Source organism: Spirosoma litoris (genome assembly GCF_054776755.1).
Map to the genome: position 1 here is coordinate 189,633 of NZ_BAAHBI010000007.1, position 19,184 is coordinate 208,816.

The 19,184-nt window shown below is 47.0% G+C and carries 15 protein-coding genes; 11 read left to right on the plus strand and 4 right to left on the minus strand.

What is annotated here, in order from left to right; translation table 11 throughout:
* Window positions 1–657 precede the first annotated feature (657 nt).
* From ACYVGR_RS04640 to ACYVGR_RS04650, 3 genes are all read right to left on the minus strand, one after another.
* Entirely contained in the window at window positions 658–882 is a 225-nt protein-coding gene (locus ACYVGR_RS04640; protein WP_460954109.1) for a hypothetical protein, read from the minus strand.
* Between the two features lie 187 nt (window positions 883–1,069).
* Window positions 1,070–1,807 carry a bestrophin-like domain gene (locus ACYVGR_RS04645; RefSeq protein WP_460954110.1) on the minus strand — a complete coding sequence of 246 codons (738 nt, stop codon included), beginning with the start codon at window positions 1,805–1,807 and terminating at the stop codon, window positions 1,070–1,072.
* Between the two features lie 324 nt (window positions 1,808–2,131).
* On the minus strand, window positions 2,132–3,286 hold the full coding sequence (locus ACYVGR_RS04650) for a glycosyltransferase family 4 protein (RefSeq protein WP_460954111.1): 1,155 nt from the start codon (window positions 3,284–3,286) through the stop codon (window positions 2,132–2,134).
* Window positions 3,287–3,593: 307 nt separating this feature from the next.
* Here ACYVGR_RS04650 and ACYVGR_RS04655 point away from each other — a divergent pair, with 307 nt between their 5' ends.
* From ACYVGR_RS04655 to ACYVGR_RS04685, 7 genes are all read left to right on the plus strand, one after another.
* Complete coding sequence (locus tag ACYVGR_RS04655; protein WP_460954112.1) at window positions 3,594–3,743, plus strand: hypothetical protein; 150 nt, start codon at window positions 3,594–3,596, stop codon at window positions 3,741–3,743.
* Between the two features lie 489 nt (window positions 3,744–4,232).
* A complete protein-coding gene (locus ACYVGR_RS04660) occupies window positions 4,233–5,432 on the plus strand; it encodes a site-specific integrase (protein ID WP_460954113.1) in 1,200 nt (399 codons plus the stop codon).
* Window positions 5,433–5,786: 354 nt separating this feature from the next.
* The gene (locus ACYVGR_RS04665) at window positions 5,787–6,143 is read left to right on the plus strand and encodes a hypothetical protein (RefSeq protein WP_460954114.1); all 357 of its coding nucleotides are present in this window, start codon (window positions 5,787–5,789) and stop codon (window positions 6,141–6,143) included.
* A 76-nt stretch (window positions 6,144–6,219) separates the two neighbouring features.
* Entirely contained in the window at window positions 6,220–7,203 is a 984-nt protein-coding gene (locus ACYVGR_RS04670) for a DUF3871 family protein (RefSeq protein WP_460954115.1), read from the plus strand.
* Window positions 7,204–7,259: 56 nt separating this feature from the next.
* The gene (locus tag ACYVGR_RS04675) at window positions 7,260–7,505 is read left to right on the plus strand and encodes a hypothetical protein (RefSeq protein WP_460954116.1); all 246 of its coding nucleotides are present in this window, start codon (window positions 7,260–7,262) and stop codon (window positions 7,503–7,505) included.
* A gap of 128 nt (window positions 7,506–7,633) precedes the next feature.
* Window positions 7,634–8,113: a hypothetical protein gene (locus ACYVGR_RS04680; protein ID WP_460954117.1), complete on the plus strand. Its 480-nt coding sequence runs from the start codon at window positions 7,634–7,636 to the stop codon at window positions 8,111–8,113.
* 200 nt (window positions 8,114–8,313) lie between these two features.
* A complete protein-coding gene (locus ACYVGR_RS04685; RefSeq protein ID WP_460954118.1) occupies window positions 8,314–11,070 on the plus strand; it encodes a type I restriction endonuclease subunit R in 2,757 nt (918 codons plus the stop codon).
* A gap of 71 nt (window positions 11,071–11,141) precedes the next feature.
* On the opposite strand, the gene ACYVGR_RS04690 is transcribed toward ACYVGR_RS04685, so the two are convergent.
* The gene (locus tag ACYVGR_RS04690; protein ID WP_460954119.1) at window positions 11,142–11,738 is read right to left on the minus strand and encodes a Panacea domain-containing protein; all 597 of its coding nucleotides are present in this window, start codon (window positions 11,736–11,738) and stop codon (window positions 11,142–11,144) included.
* A gap of 416 nt (window positions 11,739–12,154) precedes the next feature.
* On the opposite strand from ACYVGR_RS04690, the gene ACYVGR_RS04695 reads away from it, so the two are divergent.
* The 4 genes from ACYVGR_RS04695 to ACYVGR_RS04710 are packed head-to-tail and all read left to right on the plus strand — an operon-like array spanning window position 12,155 to window position 19,182.
* Complete coding sequence (locus ACYVGR_RS04695) at window positions 12,155–14,044, plus strand: patatin-like phospholipase domain-containing protein (protein WP_460954120.1); 1,890 nt, start codon at window positions 12,155–12,157, stop codon at window positions 14,042–14,044.
* A gap of 43 nt (window positions 14,045–14,087) precedes the next feature.
* A complete protein-coding gene (locus tag ACYVGR_RS04700; protein ID WP_460954121.1) occupies window positions 14,088–15,359 on the plus strand; it encodes a restriction endonuclease subunit S in 1,272 nt (423 codons plus the stop codon).
* 33 nt (window positions 15,360–15,392) lie between these two features.
* The gene (locus tag ACYVGR_RS04705; RefSeq protein ID WP_460954122.1) at window positions 15,393–17,819 is read left to right on the plus strand and encodes an AAA family ATPase; all 2,427 of its coding nucleotides are present in this window, start codon (window positions 15,393–15,395) and stop codon (window positions 17,817–17,819) included.
* On the plus strand, window positions 17,809–19,182 hold the full coding sequence (locus ACYVGR_RS04710) for an McrC family protein (protein WP_460954123.1): 1,374 nt from the start codon (window positions 17,809–17,811) through the stop codon (window positions 19,180–19,182). Before ACYVGR_RS04705 ends, ACYVGR_RS04710 begins: the two co-directional genes overlap by 11 nt.
* Window positions 19,183–19,184: the final 2 nt, after the last annotated feature.

Here is a 19,184-nt window from a genome sequence, read left to right on the forward strand (position 1 = left end):
CAAAGTTAAACCGTCCGATAACCGGTCTCATAGCGTATAAATACGTGTATCAACGGGCATAAATCCGGGTTTTAACCGTCGTATTCCGAAGGCAGTTAGTTGGAGGAGTCTGATGAAGGGCAAGGGTCAACTAAAAAGATAATCTCCTGATTTACAACAACAATAGTATCTCTTATTTATCAGTATACTTTTTATATAGTTTATAAATACATACAACTTTACAGGAAGCTTTTAAGTGAATACTATCATATAACTAATATGACCATTTTTACGACTATAGTATTTGACCAATTTGTATCTATTGTTTAACAAAAAGCTCCTATTATTTCCCGTTTTAGCTACTAATGGGCCTGGCAGTATGGTGGATATTTGGTTACCAATTAACTTGCTCAACGTCTAATAGGTCTCGATTGCAAAATATCATTTTAGCAATCCGATATGGGTTATATTTTAACGCTGGCTTCAATGAGGTCAGCGTTTTTTGTGGTCGTAATTTCGCAACCAGTTTTTAAGGTGTTGCAAGTAAATTACAAAGGCTCCTGGTATTGAACAGGTTAAATCCTAAAATCTTGCTATTATAGACAAAGCCTTTTGGGTAAAAGGCTTTGATGAAATCAGCTGTGACTAATTTAGGCGAAGCAGTTTAAAGAAAGTTGGTTATGTCCCAGCATGTCGTTGTGGCACAACCAGCAGGCCAGTATTAAGATCATACATTACTGAGGACTTACTGAGCATATGAGCCGCTGCCAAAAACTCCTCGGGTGAATCTACCGGCAATCTAAAGGGAGTATCATGCTTTGATGTCGAGATGACGATGCGCCAGGCGTCCGGCCGATTAGGATTAACATCCCATTCCAGTGAATAATCAACGACTTTTTCCATCGATAGATAAATTAAGAATCAGACTTTTTTTAAGATTTGAAGATAGGAGAATGAAGATTAAGGCAGTTACGAGCTGAATTAAATTCTGATTAATAGCGAGTTACTTCTATCTACGGTCACCAAACCGTGTCCTACTACTGATTGTGTAGTGATTTGGCTATTAAGATTCGAAAGCATGTTTAACCGTCTATTTGGCCGTAGAAGCGGGTAGCATTTGGCTAAGCACCTGTTCAAACGATTCGGCATCTACACTAAAGTCACCCCGAAAAGGATTATCCATCGCTACCGTCAAAAACAATAAGGAGCCTAATAGAAGAGCTAACAAAAGTGTCAGTAATAGGTGATATCCTACGTGATCACTGACAAAAAACCAGGTAATAATGATATTAATAAAAGAGCCCAGAATAATGACCCACCATAGAACAGCCGGTAAACTACTGGTGCTGCCTTGCAATCGGTCCCGTCGCACCTTGGCAAGTTCGTTATACTGCTCCAGCGCCTGTTCATGAATTAAGCGTAGCCCAGCATCGGTGGGTACGAAATTGAATAATTCCCGTTTAAACCGGTAGAGGATGTGGGTACTTGCTGTAGGCATGTTCCCCTGTCGAAGATGAGGCCAATCCTGATTAATTACGGCCTTGACATAGTCTTGTAGATGTTGCTGCAATAGTTGGCGCTGGGGCATTGGATAAGCACTGATATCCTGATAGATCGCTGCCGTGATGCCTGCTTCGTCATCAACTTCTCCGGATAAGGTTTGAAAATTACTCCAGACTCCAGCGGCTACTAACCCCAGAGCGATACCATAAATGACACCTGAAGCTCCCAAAAAGTAGCTCACCAAATCATTTTGCTGCTCATGTTGATCGGCATGTCGTTGCACCCATTTTCGGCTTGCCAGCAGACCCAAGGCGGCAAAGGTCATGGAAGTTCCAGTACAGAATAGAAAAAGCAGCCAATTAGGTAAGGTATAAATCCAGTCCATAGCATTGACACAAATCAGTAAACAGAGCCAAAGCTATTCAAGCGAAGCTTATTTTAGGACCTTACTCAGTGGGTATTGGGTTAAATATGGATTAAACTGATTCTCTGCATCAAAGATTTTATATAAGCCCGACTGCTACAGATCAAGAATGAACGTAGTTAATGGCATACGATTTTAACGCTACGCAGCTGATCGTACAACTATAAAATTGGTTTCCTGATGAATGACGGCAACAGGTAACATTTTCTGTCAATTAATAGCCCATTACAGAGCAGAGTAGTGGGAAGGTACCTTTACATCGGCATTTTCATTGAGAGCGATTACTCGCCGATAAACTTCCAGAGTTTGATGAACCAGTTGCTCAGAAGAAAACGCTTCCTGTCGAAGATACCCTTTCTGACGCAAGGACTGGCGCAGCTCAGGATCGACTAAAATGGATTCAACCTGTTGTTGAATTGAGTGAGCAGATTCGGGATCAAAATAAAGGGCGGCATCCTGAGCTACTTCTGGGAAGCAGGAAGTATTACTTACTACTACTGGACAGCCAGCGGCAAAGGCCTCCAGAATCGGAATTCCAAATCCTTCATAAAGCGAGGGATATACGAACGCCAGAGCGTGCTGATATAAACGATACAAGATTGAGTCATTTATAGCATAGTAACTGATCCGGCCGTTTAGTCCTAGCTGTTCAATAAGTCGATTTTCATCGACAGTGAAAGTTCCTCCACCGCCACAAACTAAGGTCAGGGATGGGTATTTTTTGAATAGAGGAACAAGAGCCTGAAGAAACGGAGCAAAATTTTTGTAACTCTCCCGAGCGCCAACATAAAGTAGATAAGACTGGGGCGTCTGGATTTGGAACGTGTCGGGTACGGTGATATCACGGAAATAAGTTGCATGATGAATAACCGTGATTTTATCCGCTTGAAGCTGGAACAACTCGATTAAATCAGCCTTGGTATTTTCTGATACCGCAATGATATGGGCAGCTCGGTTGAGTAAAAGCTGTTTTTGAGCCTTCGATGTATTATCGACATGCCCATATTTATCACCAAATTTATCTTTGATTGCATCGTGATAGGTTAAGACAAAAGGCTTATTACCAATGAATTTCAGAAAATAGGGATGAAAAAACGTAGGATGAAATAGATCATACTGCTTCCGTAATACCTGCACCGAACTCCACAAGCGATTGATTAGTGAAAAGAGCCGGTTAGTGAGTTTATAGCCCAAAAAATAACGAAAGGTTTGAGTGCGAGACCAGGCGTTCTGATTTAAGTACTCATTATTGGAAAAAAGAATCGCTATTCGGGCTTCAATACCTTGTTGGCGAAGAGCACTCCTGAGATGGTAAAAGTAGCGGGATATTCCTCCAAATCGATTTGCGGTAAAGGCCTGGTGATCGTACAATAGTTTCATTACGGGTGTGTATTTTTTACAAATAAAGGCGAAAAGAACAGCTTCTTAGAACTCGGCTGGCCGAAAATGATCGACTGGTGATTTTATGTTATTTTTAGCCATGTCTTTTCGTAAGACTCCAAAAGCGTGCAAATAGTTGGATTCTCCCGTCCTTCTTCAATTCAATTTTTTAACTTGTTATCACTATGAGTCCGAAAGAACAATCCGACATTCGGCGCAATCGGATCACCGAAGCGATTGAAGGTATTCAATTACGCCAAAGAAATTAACCACATCACAAAGACTTGCCGCTATTATAATATTTCCTGTGCGACGTTTTATCACCGCGACGGCGGGCCGTTGGAAGCAGGCCTATGAAGGATCGGGTAAAGCAGGGCTGATTACTAATAAACCCTGCCCCGAAAATCCAAAGCTGAGAACCCCACCTGAGATTGAAGAGTTGATCTTACGCTTATGAAAGACCCACTACCCTGGTCAGATGCGTATCAAATAGTACCTAGAACGCTATCATGATATTAAGGTGTCTTCTGGGGCCGTTTATAATGTCTTGAAACGTAACGGACTAAATAAACTGCTTCAGATTGACAAACGCTCTATGTTCGGGTAAGAGCGCTGAAAATCTATCCGAAACGTAACCAACGGTTAAGCCAGATTACCTGGGTTTCTGCTTATCAGACCAACCTGAGTAAATCTTTTCATCAGCACCTCCCCTATCAAAAGCTAATCCAAAAAAATGTATTGCAACTACATGAAAAAAGCCACTCAACATTTCTGTTAAGTGGCTTTTTTTAGAGAGCCAGTGGAGGGATTCGAACCCCCGACGCGCTTGCGCATCCTGATTACAAATCAGGCGGAATCGACCGTAAAAAGCCCATTGGGAGGGTTTTTAGGGGGTTTTTAGGGACGGGTCAGACATAAATGTTTTACCTATGTTTTACCTAATTTTATGAACCTCTCTATCCGAGTCCTGATCCGTAAGGACAAAAAACCGAAAGACGGTTTGTACCCGATTCATCTTCGAATTACCCAGAATCGGAAACACTACTACCTGTCTACCAAACACCATATTGAACCCAGCTACTGGGATGAAGTCCGGGAGCGGGTTAAAAAAAGCAACCCTAGGCATAAAGCAATTAATGAAGACCTGTCCGAGCTTTATAACCGGATAATCCGGTTGAGCAATGACGATCTGCATCCTATCCAGATCGTTCAGCAGATAAAGAAATTACCAGAAGCTCCCCCGGAGCTGGATGAGCCATTGGTAGGTGAAGCAATCAAAGAACTCAGTAAACAGCTCCGGGCGGCAAACCGGATAAGCTATGCCCGGGCTTTTGAGGAGTTACACGCTGCCTTATTTCGGTTCTGGAAGGAAGATAAACCGGCCTCGGCTATAACATATACCATGCTGGTTAACTGGGAAACCTTCCTGATTCAGAATGGCTGTCGGATGAATAGTGTATTTGTGTACATGAGGCACCTGAAGGTGGTTGTGAACCGCTTACGGAAAGCCGGGTTGATGCCAAAGGACTGGTATCCGTTTGAGTCATTCAGCTTTGCCCGGTATAGCCGGATACGAACCATAAAGCGGGCAATTAGTCAGGAGTCGATTCAGGAACTTATCCATTTAACTCCGCCAACCCCTGCTCAAGTTAAAGCCAGAGACTTTTTTCTTTTCTCGTACTACTGCCGGGGCATGAACTACCGGGATATGGCTTTGCTGACATCCGCTAATTTACATGATGGCCGGTTGCTTTATGTCCGGTCAAAAACGAAGAAACCGTTTTCGATCAGGATTACCGAACCAGTTCAAGCAATATTGACTAAATACCAAAATGAGGGAGGTTATCTGCTTCCAATTCTGGATAATCGAATAGAACGGACTGTTGAAGCCATTGAGGAAAAAATCCGTAGCTCTCGTCAGAATATCAACCGATGCCTACGGAAATTAGGTCAATCTATTGGCCTAAATCTGGAAATGACTACTTATGTAGCCCGTCATAGTTTTGCTACTGGGCTGAAAAAGAAGGGGGTCCGTAATGGGCTAATTTCTGAAATGATGGGTCATCCGACCGAAGAAGTTACCCAGATCTACCTCAAAAGCTTTGATGACGAGGAACTGGACTCAGCCGCCGAAGTCTTACTGTAGCTACTAGACCCTATAGCTGACAATACAGATCGACTATTGTCAACATCCGCACCCATTCGTTGGGGCGGTTTTTTTGTTTTCCAGCTACCCAAAGTGCTTTAGGACCAGACTTATTATATCCCCGTCAGAGCTACTCTGGGTACTAGTACACCCCCGCCCATTTTCGGTCATCCGGTACCCCCCCCTATAACAGCTCACGGGATTATATGTAGCTGACCGACAGTATGAGTGATGGCTGGCTTATTGCCTCTGACATGAACTCTGCTTTTGCCGGAAATATGTTACTAAATCTATAGCCATAAAGGGGTTTTATTGCTCATTAAACCAATTTTCATTTTTAAACAATCCATCATTATGGTTACCATTTCATCTTATCAGGAACGTACCTCAATGGAAGGCAAACCCTATCTCGTACTTGAATTGACCAGCCAGGAACCTGAACTGGTGCTTTCCCAGCAAACGGGTCGGTTTTATGTGACGGTTCGGAAATGTTACCTGTCGGCTACATTCCCTGAAGCGATTTGCAAACAGATGGTCGGAAAACAGTTGCCAGGCTGTATTACCAAAACGGAATGTGAGCCCTATGAGTATACTATTCCTGACACCGGAGAAATCATTACCCGATCACATCGGTACGACTATCAGCCCATTGAACAGAATTCTATGGAGGAAACGGTTTTGGCAGGCTCTCCCTTAGCGGCTGTTTTATGACAGACTGGAAATATGAAACAAACGAAGGGGCCTGAGAAGGTCCCTTTTTCATTTAAACCTTTTATCAATACAGACTATGGAACATCAATTTAACCAACCAGAGCAGGCTCTGGAAGCTGTTCTGCTTCCTGATCATGGCTCCTCCGAATCGGCTTTTATCCAGGCCAATACACAGGATACTTCTTTGGTTGAAATGCAGCAGTATCATATTATTCCTGTATACAGCAAAGACAACGAACCCCTGATCAGCCATAGTGAGTTTATTGAAGCCACAACCGAAACCGTGTACCGGCTTTTCCCTCAGGAATCCATTCTGGAACCTGCCGTTCGAGTATCTCACCCCGTGAAAGGACGTATCCCTCAGGCCCGAAACAAACCCGCTAAGGACTTACAGGAATGGGAGAAGACACTCTACTTCGAACGAGCTGCCTTTGTGATCGAGATACCGACCATTCAGGAAACCGTTGGAGGAAACGCCTTGTCATTGACGGTTGGTGGGGTAAAAGCCTATAACCTGGATAGCCTCCACCTGCGGAAAGGAGCCGATGAACATTTCAAGGTTTTCATCGGCTTTCAGAATAAGGTCTGTACAAACCTGTGTGTCTGGTCGGATGGGTATGTGGCAGACCTTCGGGTGAAGTCGGTCGAACAGTTAGTTCAAGCCATTACTGAGCTTATCACTCGGTACCGGGCTGAACAACAGCTTCACATACTCACCCAGCTAACGAATTACTATCTGACTGAGACGGAGTTTGCCCAACTGATTGGCCGATGCCGTCTGTATCAGTTTCTGCCCCTGGCTACCCGACGAACAATTCCCCCGTTGCTTCTGGGAGATCAGCAGTTAGCGACCATTGCCCGAGATTATTATCGGGACCAATCCTTTTGCCAACTGGAGGATGGCTCTATAAGCCTATGGCGGGTTTACAATCTCTTTACCGGAGCTATCAAATCAAGCTACATTGACACTTTTCTGGACCGGAATGTCAATTCGTTTGACATAGCCAAGAGCCTTCTCCTGACGATTCAGGGTGGGGCTACAAACTGGTTTCTTCAGTAAACAGGCTGGGCAGACTACCATGCATAGTCTGTCCAGCTCTCTCTACCAATGTAAAAATGCTGAAAGACTCTTCCATACCTGCCAGCTTTGATCGTGTTACAAGCTGCCTGTTTGTCAATGGAGCTGGAAAATTATTCCGGGTTCACTGCCCGTTTCAGGTTGTTTGTCAATCCATGTATCCCCCATATGAGGTAGGTGAACGGCTGATAGTTACCCGAATTGGTGCTGCCGCTGATCAACGGGTACTATTCCAGATCAACCAGCAGTATTGGCCTCATCACCCTTTTCGCCTGATCTATTAAGAGCAGTAGTAAGCGGTTATGCTGTATTTTGTTGGCCACGTTCTTTTGAGATGGTTTCCGCCCAACAAAACCTCTGAAAACGAACGTGGTATTTTAATAGATTTGTCAGATCCCAACCATTTGATTTTATGAAATATAAATTTACTGTGTTTGCTTGTACCCTGTTTTTGCTGGGGCTTAGTTGTTCAAAAAAGGATGACACCACCAATAATAATAGTTCTTTCTCTGATGAATCGGATGAAGAATATCCCGATGGCCGATATTGTGCCCGTGTCAATTATTACTACTCTGAAACAGGGACCAGTTCAACTTACACTCTAGCCATTGATATAGAAGATGGCGAATTAGAAAAGATTTACTGGCCAAACGGAGGCTGGTTAGATCACAGCCATTTTTCTATAGCTGACATTAGTGGTGGGACAGCACGGTTCCATAGCTTTGAAGGAGTGGATTATCGAGTGACAATTATTGGTAGAGATGGAGAGTGTTCTCTGTCAACTAATGCTATTTCTGAGGATCAGTTGATAGAGGACGCCAGGGAGGATAAAGAAGAATATGAACAGCAACTTAGGGACGAGCAGGAAGAGGAAGAAGAAAGAGAGAGATAAAGACAGTTAGAGGAAGAGGAGGAGGAAGAAGAGCGTAGAAAAAAAGCAGAAGAGGAAGAAGAGGAGGAGGAAGACCCAAACCAGTTTTGAGCATATAAGTACAATTCTGTGGATAGCCAACCAATAACGAAATAGTTGACCTATACAGTAACATTAATGATAATGTTTGTATATTCCGGTCGACTGATGCTATTCCGCCCGTGACCCCCGAACAGATTGCCCGACAACAAATTGACAAAATGCTGGCTGAGGCTGGCTGGCTTGTACAGGATGTTAAACACCTTAACTTTTCGGCTAGCCCAGGGGTAGCGGTACGGGAGTATCCTACCGATTCCGGGCCAGCCGATTACCTGCTTTTTGTGGACAGGAAGCCGGTCGGGGTCATCGAAGCTAAACCGGAGGGCACCATCCTTAGCCCAGTGGAGGAGCAGTCCGGGCGGTATGCAACTAGTAAATTAAAGTGGCAGAAAGACCATCAAACACTCCGGTTTATCTATGAGTCAACCGGAGCCGAAACCCACTTTACCGATAATGGTGATCCAATTCCCCGGTCTCGGGAAGTCTTTTTCTTCCATCGGCCCGAAACACTTCGGAACTGGTTGAAACAGGGGAGTTCATTACGGGGAAGGTTGCAGTGCTTCCCGGAGCTGGATACCCGTCACCTCCGGGACTGCCAGATAACGGCAATTAACAACCTCGAAAAGTCCTTTGGTAAAAACCAGCCCCGAGCTCTGGTCCAGATGGCTACCGGATCTGGTAAGACCTTCACCGCCATTACAGCCACGTACCGGCTACTGAAATATGCGAAGGCCCACCGAATTCTGTTTCTGGTCGATACCCGGAACCTGGGCGAGCAGGCCGAACAGGAGTTTCAGGCCTTTACCCCAAACGACGATCCCCGGAAGTTTAACGAGCTCTATAACGTTCAACGGCTCAAGTCATCTTTTATAGACCCCTCGGCTCAGGTTTGTATCAGTACCATACAACGGCTCTATTCATCGCTGCGGGGAGAGGAGGTCGATGAGTCGGCTGAGGACGAATCCCCCAACGAGCGGAGGCTGACTCCGGTAGCCAGAGAGGTCGTCTACAATCCTCAGATACCCATAGAGACGTTCGACGTTGTTATCATTGATGAATGCCACCGATCCATCTATAACGAATGGAAACAGGTGCTCGATTACTTCGATGCGTTCCTGGTTGGCCTGACCGCAACGCCCGACAACCGGACGTTTGGCTTCTTCAACCGGAATGTGGTCAGTGAGTACACCTATGAACGGGCGGTTGCCGATGGGGTTAACGTTCCGTTCGATGTCTATACCATTGAAACCGAAATTACCCGAAATGGGGCCGTCGTCAAAGCTGGGGAATGGATCGATAGGAGGGACCGGCAGACCCGGAAGAAACGGTGGGAACAACTGGATGAAGATACCACCTATTCAGGTTCGGCCCTGGATCGGGATGTTGTCAACCCCGATCAGATCCGAACCGTGATCCGAACCTTCCGGGACAAGCTGCCTGAACTGTTCCCCCATCGGACTGAAATTCCGAAAACCCTGATCTTTGCCAAGAGCGACTTCCATGCCGATGATATTATCCGAACGGTAAGGGAGGTCTTTGACGAACGGAATGAGTTTTGCCGGAAAGTAACCTACAGTGTGGGTAAAGATGGGGGCGAGAAACCGTCGGAGGTCCTTCAGCAGTTCCGAACGTCCTACTATCCCCGGATTGCCGTGACAGTCGACATGATTGCTACCGGAACCGATGTAAAGGCCATTGAGTGCCTGCTGTTTATGCGGGATGTGAAATCCCGGTCTTACTTCGAACAGATGAAAGGCCGGGGAACCCGTACTATGTCGGCCGATGATCTGCGGAAAGTGACCCCCTCGGCTGTGGGTAATAAAACCCATTTCGTGCTGGTCGATGCGGTTGGGGTTAGCCGATCCTTGAAAACGGATAGCCGACCCCTGGAACGGAAATCCGGCATTAGCCTGAAAGACCTGCTCTGGAGTGTAGCCGTAGGAGGAGACACTTCTGAAGATACACTGACCTCCCTGGCCAATCGGCTGACCCGGCTGGAAAAGCAGCTCAGCCCGGTCGAACGGGAACAGTTGAGCAAGAAGGCTGGGGGTAAGACCATCAACCGGGTGGTCAATGAACTGCTGGATGCCTACAACCCCGATAAAATAGAGGAACAGGCCCGGCTCATGGCCCAACGTATGGAGGGCTCCGTTACACCTGCTTTGCTCGACGAAGCTCGGGAAGCGTTGTGCCGGGAAGCTATAGCCGTATTCGATGATCCCGACTATCGGGACCTGATCGAATCCATTCGTCGTACCCATGAGCAACTGATTGATGGGGTCAATCTGGATACGGTTATCGCGGCTGGGTGGGATGCCTCCATGGCCGATAAAGCCGAACAGATCATTCAGGATTTTAAGACCTATCTCTACGAACACCGGGACCAGATTACAGCCCTGCAAATCTTTTATAACCAGCCTAACCGCCGTCGAGAGCTGACCTACCGAATGATTCAGGAGGTGGTAGAGAAACTAAAAGTCGACAAACCGGCCCTGGCCCCGTTTACGGTCTGGAAAGCCTATGAAGTGCTGGGCAATGTAAAAGGCAACCGCCCTCAATCGGAATTGGTGGCCCTGGTCTCATTGATTCGGAAGGTTGTCGACATCGATCCGGAGCTTACGCCCTATGACCAGATTGTAAACCGTAATTTCCAGACCTGGGTGTTTCGTCAGCAGGCGGGTTCTCTGAAATTTACCGAAGAGCAGATGGAATGGCTCCGCATGATGAAAGATACCATTGCCCGGTCTATTCAGCTCGACAGGGACGATTTTGAGCTGTCGCCCTTTGTAGAACATGGCGGGCTAGGCCGACTCTGGAAACTGTTTGGTGATCGGACCTTCCCCTTGATTGATGAGTTGAATGAGCACCTAGCTGCCTGATAGGTGGCTCATAGCCCTTCGGCCAACATCCGCTTGTACGTTCTCTTTACCGGGGGTCTACTAAGTCCAGGTTAAACTTTTAATGCCTGGCTTTGGGCCAGAAACTCCAACTGGTCAACATACATCCGCTGTTTCTCGGGCATGTTGTCCAGCAATCGGCCAAAATCAATTTCATAGTCGGTAGTTGTCATCAGCCCCTTTTCCAGATAATCCAGAACCCCTTTTTCTCGGGCAATCTGGTGCCAGAGCGAATGGGGGCGGTGGGTTAAGGCTACCAACTCCTTGGCCGTTAACGAACCGAATTTTTGGGCTACGGTTTCCAGAAGATTCATTTCATTGTCCGAAAACTCATCATCCGAAAAGGGTTTACGGCTTCTCAGCGTCGTTATACAATCCTGCTCCTGACGTTGGATATAATCGCTTAGCAGAACAGGTTCTTCGGTCGAAAAATCGACAAAGACATCTTCGGCCACCGGCCCTAACCGCCAGACCAGAAAGGGCATATTGAAAAAAGGCAGACCGTAAGCTTTAACCGATGTCTCCTGAAGCAGGTAGATCAGTGTAAGAAGCTTGGTCTTGGATAGAGGGCCAATCCGGTCGATCAGGTAAATGATGGCATTACCAAGTTTTGCCAGATCAGCCTGTGTATAAGGGTGTCGATCGGCCATTGAACTTCACTAATGGGGTACAATTATATATAATGTAACTGAAATAACCAGGCTTTGTTGTTAACTAATTGGTTGACTACCAGCCTAAAAAGAATGACCCTGTCAAATAAAGTAAGCCCACCTTTGCACTGAGAAGGTTGTCCTTCAACGACCTGGAGTCGGAGTTCATGCAGAGGCAGGCTTGGCTATAAACATACTAACTAGTTGTATACGTTAATAGGTACCAAGCATTTTATTTGATAATCAGGCTATAGGTTACTCAAAAGAGCAGGGGGGAAGGCGGTTGACTGAGCTCGAATTCTCTACCTTTAACTAAAGTAACCCACTATTTTAAGGAGCTGAACGAACAGGCTGGTAAAGGAGCAGAAAGAATATGTATTTTTCTATCACCTATTCTACCTAGACCCTTCCTGTTTATGAGCGACTCGAAAGAGCCCACCTTTTACCTCGGCCTGTGCATGGCCGGAGCCATCTCCGCTGGTGCCTATACGGCTGGTGTGATGGATTACCTGATTGAAGCCCTCGACCGATGGGAACAGGTCCGTGATAAGGACCCACGAATCCCCAGGCATCGTGTCGTGATCGATATTATGACCGGAGCATCGGCCGGTGGTATGACAGCGGCTATTGCGGCTGCGGCCCTCCACGATCGGCTTGATCCGGTGAATAGTGAAAACGGAGGCTATCTGCATTTCGATTCAACTCGGAAGAAGAACAAGCTGTATCAGGCCTGGGTCAATCTGCTGGCCGATGAGATGCTGCCCATCATGCTCGATACCGATGATCTGCCCGAGCATGGAGCTGCCTCCGTACTGAACTCCAACTTTATTGATCAGGTGGCTCAGGAAATGCTTGAGATCAATGAGTCCTGCCCACCACGCCCCTACGTTTCGGAAAATCTGGAGATATGCGTATCCCTGAGCAATCTGACAGGCTTTCAGGAGGTTATTAAATTTGATAATGATTCAGAAACCCGCCGAACAGTAACCGACCCCAGTCATGAGGTTGATGGCCGTTACATTAGTATCAACCACCGGGATTTTGGTCATTTTGTTGTCGGAAAGCATTACAATCATGATGGACGAATTCCCGTACTGTTTGGGGATGAAACCAACGAGGGCTTGCATACCCTGCGCGACTGTGCCATGGCTACCGGAGCCTTTCCCGTTGGGTTACGATGGCGGCCTGTTATCCGAAAAGGTAAGTATCTGAACGATAATCGGCTGATCAATTACCTGGCTCCCAATAAGTCTATTTTTAAAATTAACGATAATCAACTCTATGCCAGTGTCAACGTGGATGGCGGGTTGTTGAACAATGAGCCGTTCGAAATCGCTCAGGATATTCTGGGGTTTCGGGGCCGGGAGCCTAAACCCAATCCTAATGAAGAGGAAGCAGAACGGAGGTTTGTTCAGCAGGCAACGCAGACGGCTAAAGACCGGTATGCCTGGGCGGCAAATAACCAGACAGCGGCCTCTGTTCTGATGATTGAGCCCTTTCCGACGATTCAGAATCCACCCCAGATCAAACCCCAGCCGCGACTGCTGCTGAAAACCCTGATCGGTCAGATTTACTCGACCATGCGGACGCAGCTCCGGTTCAAACAGGGGAATCTTCAGCAAGCTGTTGATCAGGATTTAATCAGTAAGTACATCATTGCCCCAACCCGGCTGGCTGGCAACCGGAAAGTTATCGGATCGCAGGCCATTGCCTGTGGTTCACTCGGTGGTTTTGGCGGGTTCCTGACAAAGGCGTATCGAGCTCATGACTTTCAGTTAGGCAGGCTTAACTGCCAGAAATTCCTTCGGGAGCATTTCCGGATCGATGCCGATACGACGAATACAATCTTTACGGAAGGCTATGCCGATCCAGAAAGCCAGAACACGTTTACCTACAAGAGTAAGGGGAAATACTATTGGCCCATTATTCCGGATATCGACCCTAAGCTTATTCGAAAACCAAGCTCAGCGAAACGACCACCGTCCATAGCTCCTCCTCCTGAGCCCATTCCGGACTATCCGGTTCGGACGGTAACCGAGCTTACTGATTTACTGGGCCGGTCTCGCGGGGCACTGAAAGAACGGCTCTTTGCCATTTTAAAGGCCAACGGTGCCTTTTCTAATGTCTGGATAGGGCTGGCTGTCCGGCTGTTTAAGTCGAAAATTATGGGTACCCTGGCCCGTCAGATTGAGGATATGGTGATCGAGGATTTATACGATCATGACCTGCTTAAAAAGAACATTATCCGGCTGACAAAAGAGTTTCTGAAAAATGGCCCGGTTACCCGAACAACCGACGCTGATTAAGCCGTCAAAGCCGTATCTTGCCCGTTTATTACCGAATTAAATCATGTCTGAAATACAGTTGCCGAAAGGGTGGGTTTGGAAGAAGCTGGGGGAGATTTTGACAAATTTTGATGGTAAAAGAGTCCCCCTTAGTAGAGAAGTTCGATCCAAACGACAGGGTGAATACCGGTATTACGGGGCCACGGAGATAGTAGATCACATCGACTCCTATATTTTTGACGGTGATTATATCTTAATTGGAGAAGACGGAGCTAATTTGTTGTCTAAAACAAAGCCCCTCTCTTTTATAGTTTCAGGTAAGTTTTGGGTTAATAATCATGCCCATATACTCCAACCCAAATCACTGTTAGATATTAAGTTTTTTAATTACTATTTCAATTCCCTCCACATAAATGACTACGTAACAGGGTCTGCTCAGCCCAAATTAAATCAAGCCAACCTAAACAAGATTGAAATCCCCCTCCCTCCACTCACCGTTCAGCAAGCCATCGTAGCCCGGATTGAGGAGTTGTTTTCGGAGTTGGAGGCCGGAACTCGGGAACTCCAAACGGCCCTTGATCGGCTGAAAATCTATCGGCAGGCGGTTTTGCATCATTACCTCAATAACCCAGATTGGGAGCGGGTGAAGTTGGGGGAAGTGGCAGATATGCGGTTAGGCAAAATGCTTGATGCTGCAAAAAACAAGGGAGTTGCCCAACCCTATTTGAGGAATATTAATGTACGCTGGGGAGCTTTTGACCTTAGTGATCTACTAGAAATGAGGTTTGAATCCAGTGAGGAGGAGCGTTACGGCCTTGAACAGGGCGATCTTGTTGTATGTGAGGGTGGCGAACCTGGAAGAGCAGCTATATGGAAGGGGCAAAATGGTGGTCTGAAAATTCAAAAAGCCCTACATCGTATCCGATTTACTCACTCGATTAATGTAGAGTTCTTCTACCATTTCCTACATTTAAGTTCTTTTAATGGCTATCTAGCTCAACATTTTACTGGTACAACTATCAAGCATCTAACCGGTAGAGAGTTTGCGAAATTTGAATTTCCTGTGCCAGATATTCATACCCAGACCCAAATCGTCACGGAAATCGAAGCCCGATTATCTGAAGCTGATTCAATGGAAACCACCATTCGGCAGGAGTTGGCCCGGGCTGAGAATTTACGACAAAGTATCCTGAAACAGGCGTTTGAAGGGAAACTGGTTTCGGTCGTTTCGGAGGAATCTGACGAAGAGGAAGCGATAGAGGTTGCGGAACCAGCCAGCCCCGTTCCCAGCAGCCGCCATGCCGGGCCGTCGGGCGGGCAATTGAGCTTATTTTAATCCTATTCACATTCATCAACTTAACTTGCCTTTATGAATCTGTCTCTATTCGATCCTGTTCGCCCAGAGGATATTAGGAAAGCTATTGATGAGATCAATCGAGATGGTGTAAGATCTGGACGGCAATCGTCTACATACGACTTATTAGTTGGAGGTAAGCGATACCCTCCTAAGTACGTGTTGTCTCTGGCGTATAAATACGCTACAGGTAATGAGTTAGATCATAGCTTATTTGATGGTGGAGAAAATACGCCTGCCTTTACTTTTCTCCGTAACTGCGGCTACCAGATAGTACCTAAGGCTATTGAAAACGAGAACGTAAACTATTGGGTGTTTCAGGGCAATCCAGCTCAATTTCGAATTGTAGACTCGTTGAGAGATAGAGCATTAAAAACATGGCGGGTTACTGCTCATGCCGAACGAATCAAGCCAGGAGACAAAGTCATTCTCTGGGTAACAGGTCCTGAAGCAGGCTGTTACGCTCTGGCCGAGGTAACGTCGGAGGTCTATACTGGAATAGACGAAACAGGAGAGCAATATTATCAGCTACCGGGCTTTGCGGGCGAATCGACCCGACGGGTAAAGTTAAAGATCCTGCTCAATCTATGGGATCAGCCTGTCATAAAAGAGGACATACAGGGATTGACTGCCTTTGCAGATTTTAAGGGAGGTAGTCAGGGCACAAACTTTACGGCTACCCGTGAACAGTATGAGTCTATTAGCCAAATGACTAGACCCGCCATTCCGATAGGAAACCGACGGTTTTGGAAGTATGCTCCTGGAAAACAGGCGGCTCGCTGGGCAGATGATCTTAGGGAAAGTGTAATGGCCATCGACTTTTCTAACTATGATACAGGTTCCCTGAGCCAGTATGCTACTCAGGCTGATTTAGATAATTATCTAGGGAAGGCGGATAAAAACTCGAATCAGACTTGGAATATGATCTTATTCAAAGATGCTACTGAGGGTGATGTGGTTTTTGCCAACCGGGGTAGGAATACAGTTGCTGGAATTGGGATTATAAGAGGCCCCTATCGATACCGATCCGATACACCCTATAACCGCCATTCCCGCTCAGTCGAGTGGTTAGCCGATCAAGAATGGCAATATCCTCAAAATCTGTTTCCTGAAAATCGTAATCTATTTCGGATTGATACGTTTTCTCCGACCCGAATGGGGCCACAAATAATTCAGGAATATATCAAACAGTATCCTCAGTATAAGCCAGTATTTGAACAAAATGGTCTGATCGATCCTGTAAAACCAGAAAGCTTATTCATGCCAGTCTCCTTGAATAACCATCCTAAAAATATCATTCTCTACGGCCCTCCGGGTACGGGTAAAACCTACGAAACTATCGACTTGGCCGTAGACATCGTGGATGGCCGGAAAGATCATGATCATAAGGCAAATAAACTCCGGTTTGACCAGCTCCGCAAAGAAGGCCAAATAGAGTTCGTGACCTTCCACCAGAACTACACTTACGAGGATTTTGTGATGGGACTGAAACCTGATGTGTCGGCCGGGAGCCTTCAGTTTGAACAGCGGGAAGGCATTTTTTACCGACTGGCGAAACGGGCTCGCCAGAATTTTGAAGCGAGCCGTAGTAATAGCTCTACCTCTGCCTTACGACCTTTTGACGAGTTGTTTGAGGAGTTTATGCAGCCGCTTACAGATTTCGATAAGCCTATTCAGGTAAAGATGGCTTCTGGAATATTGTTTCAGATTACCGGCCTGGGCGAGCGGAGTATCCTGTTTGAAAAGTCGAATGGTAGTCGAAAACATACCTTAAGTATCAGCACGTTAAAACGGATTTATGAGGGTGGGCAGGAAGTTCAGCCAAACGGACTTAAGCCGTACTACCTGCCCTTATCAGAAGAATTGTCGAAACGTGGCCATCAGTCAGCTTCACGGACGACGGCTAAAAACTACGTGCTGGTCATTGACGAAATCAACCGGGCTAACATGTCCCGGGTGTTTGGTGAATTGATTACCCTACTGGAAGAAGACAAACGACTGGGTGAAGAAAACGAACTGACCGTTACCCTGCCATCTGGTGAGCCGTTTTCAGTGCCGCCTAATCTGTATCTGATTGGTACCATGAATACGGCCGATAAATCCCTGGCTCTGCTGGATATTGCCTTACGTCGGCGGTTCGAGTTTATAGGCAAATACCCAAACTATGAGGTCGTAGACGCCCCCGCCAGTGGTGTACTGGAACGGTTGAACCGGGCTATTCTGGCCCATCACAAACCCGCCGACTTCCTGATTGGTCATGCCTACTTCATTGGCAAACCACTCAACCAGTTACCTGCCGTGTTCAACAACCGGGTTATCCCCTTGCTGATGGAATATTTCAACGGTCGGACCGATCTGGTTATGACCGTATTGAACGAGGCTGGCATCCAGTCGGAACGCCAACCCCTAACCGATCAACTGACCGTGAGCCATGTGGAATGACCCGATTAGCCTGATCGAGTATCACCGAAAGCCGGTACCTAAACCACTGGCCGAAAAACTGGCTGGCCTGAGTCAGTACCTGGATGAGGTATGGCAGACCCGAACCCTCTTTTTCGACGAAGACCCGGATCAGCCCCTATCGGCCCGGCAGCAGTTTCTGGAATTTGGCTTTGATCCGGGCCAGGGGCAGTTGACCATGAAAGCCGGGAAGTACGTCGGCTTTATCCAGTACGAAGGGCATACTATCCAGATTCTGCCCAAGCTGTTCGGCAAAGGCCAGTCAAACGTAGCCTTCCAACATCTGCTCTGGTGGCTGGATTACAGCCAGCGGGTTCGTTTCCCTTTTGCCGATCTGCTGGCGGACTCCGAAACCATCGACAATTTTCCCGAAGCCCTGATCCGGTATTTTGCCCGGTTTACCTATCAGCTACTGTCGGCCTCTCCCTATCATCAGTATGAAGAGACGACGGAAACCATGCCGTATCTGCGGGGGCGGCTCAACACCCAGGCCTATGTGAATACCAGCCTGAGCCGGGGCAACTGGCATGAGCTGGTGTGCGATCATGAACCCTTTGTGTTCAATAACCGACTCAACCAGATCATCAAGTTTGTTGCCCGTCGGCTCGGGCATCTGTGTCGGTATGCCGATACCGGACGGGACCTGGATCGGATTGTCTTTCTGCTCGATGAGGTAGCTGATGTTCCCTGTACGGCTCAGGATTGCCATACGGTACAGATCAACCGGTTCTTTCAGGGGTACGATCAATGCCTGGCTATGTGCCGGTTTTTCCTGTCGGATCAGTACCTGAACCGCCAGAATGCCCACCAGAAACATTTCTGTTTTCTGGTTCCGATGGATATGGTCTACGAAGATTTCATTGCCGGAGTCGTCCGGTCCCAGTTAGGGCATCGGTACACGGTCAAAACACAATCGACCGATTTCCTGGCCCGATCCGAACCGACCGGAAAAGCCGTTTTCCAGATCAGAAACGACCTGTTACTGACCGATAGGCTAACCGGAGCCAATTTAATAGTCGATACAAAATACAAAGTCCGACCATCCGAACCGACCGACCTAAAAGCCGGGATCAGCCAGTCCGACCTCTACCAGATGGTCAGCTACGGTCTCCGCCGAAATACCCGACAGGTGGTGTTGCTGTACCCGTCCATGTACAACCAGGAACCGGCCCAGCCCCAGACCTACACGGTCCATTCCGACTTAATGAACACTGGCCCGATTCACATTCAGGCTGTTGATCTGACCGTGACGGGCCTGGTAAGAACCCAAAAAGAATTTAACCATCAGGTAGTAAAAGGAGCATTACTGCCCCAACTTGCTACCGCTTTCAATCAATTCTATTAGCC

Coding starts and splice junctions, on each gene's coding strand:
- ACYVGR_RS04705 (WP_460954122.1), top strand. CDS start 15,393: ATGAATCTGTCTCTATTCGATCCTGTTCGCCCAGAGGATATTAGGAAA.
- ACYVGR_RS04665 (WP_460954114.1), top strand. CDS start 5,787: ATGGTTACCATTTCATCTTATCAGGAACGTACCTCAATGGAAGGCAAA.
- ACYVGR_RS04680 (WP_460954117.1), top strand. CDS start 7,634: ATGAAATATAAATTTACTGTGTTTGCTTGTACCCTGTTTTTGCTGGGG.
- ACYVGR_RS04690 (WP_460954119.1), bottom strand. CDS start 11,738: ATGGCCGATCGACACCCTTATACACAGGCTGATCTGGCAAAACTTGGT.
- ACYVGR_RS04670 (WP_460954115.1), top strand. CDS start 6,220: ATGGAACATCAATTTAACCAACCAGAGCAGGCTCTGGAAGCTGTTCTG.
- ACYVGR_RS04650 (WP_460954111.1), bottom strand. CDS start 3,286: ATGAAACTATTGTACGATCACCAGGCCTTTACCGCAAATCGATTTGGA.
- ACYVGR_RS04700 (WP_460954121.1), top strand. CDS start 14,088: ATGTCTGAAATACAGTTGCCGAAAGGGTGGGTTTGGAAGAAGCTGGGG.
- ACYVGR_RS04710 (WP_460954123.1), top strand. CDS start 17,809: ATGTGGAATGACCCGATTAGCCTGATCGAGTATCACCGAAAGCCGGTA.
- ACYVGR_RS04675 (WP_460954116.1), top strand. CDS start 7,260: ATGCTGAAAGACTCTTCCATACCTGCCAGCTTTGATCGTGTTACAAGC.
- ACYVGR_RS04645 (WP_460954110.1), bottom strand. CDS start 1,807: ATGACCTTTGCCGCCTTGGGTCTGCTGGCAAGCCGAAAATGGGTGCAA.
- ACYVGR_RS04695 (WP_460954120.1), top strand. CDS start 12,155: ATGAGCGACTCGAAAGAGCCCACCTTTTACCTCGGCCTGTGCATGGCC.
- ACYVGR_RS04640 (WP_460954109.1), bottom strand. CDS start 882: ATGGAAAAAGTCGTTGATTATTCACTGGAATGGGATGTTAATCCTAAT.
- ACYVGR_RS04660 (WP_460954113.1), top strand. CDS start 4,233: ATGAACCTCTCTATCCGAGTCCTGATCCGTAAGGACAAAAAACCGAAA.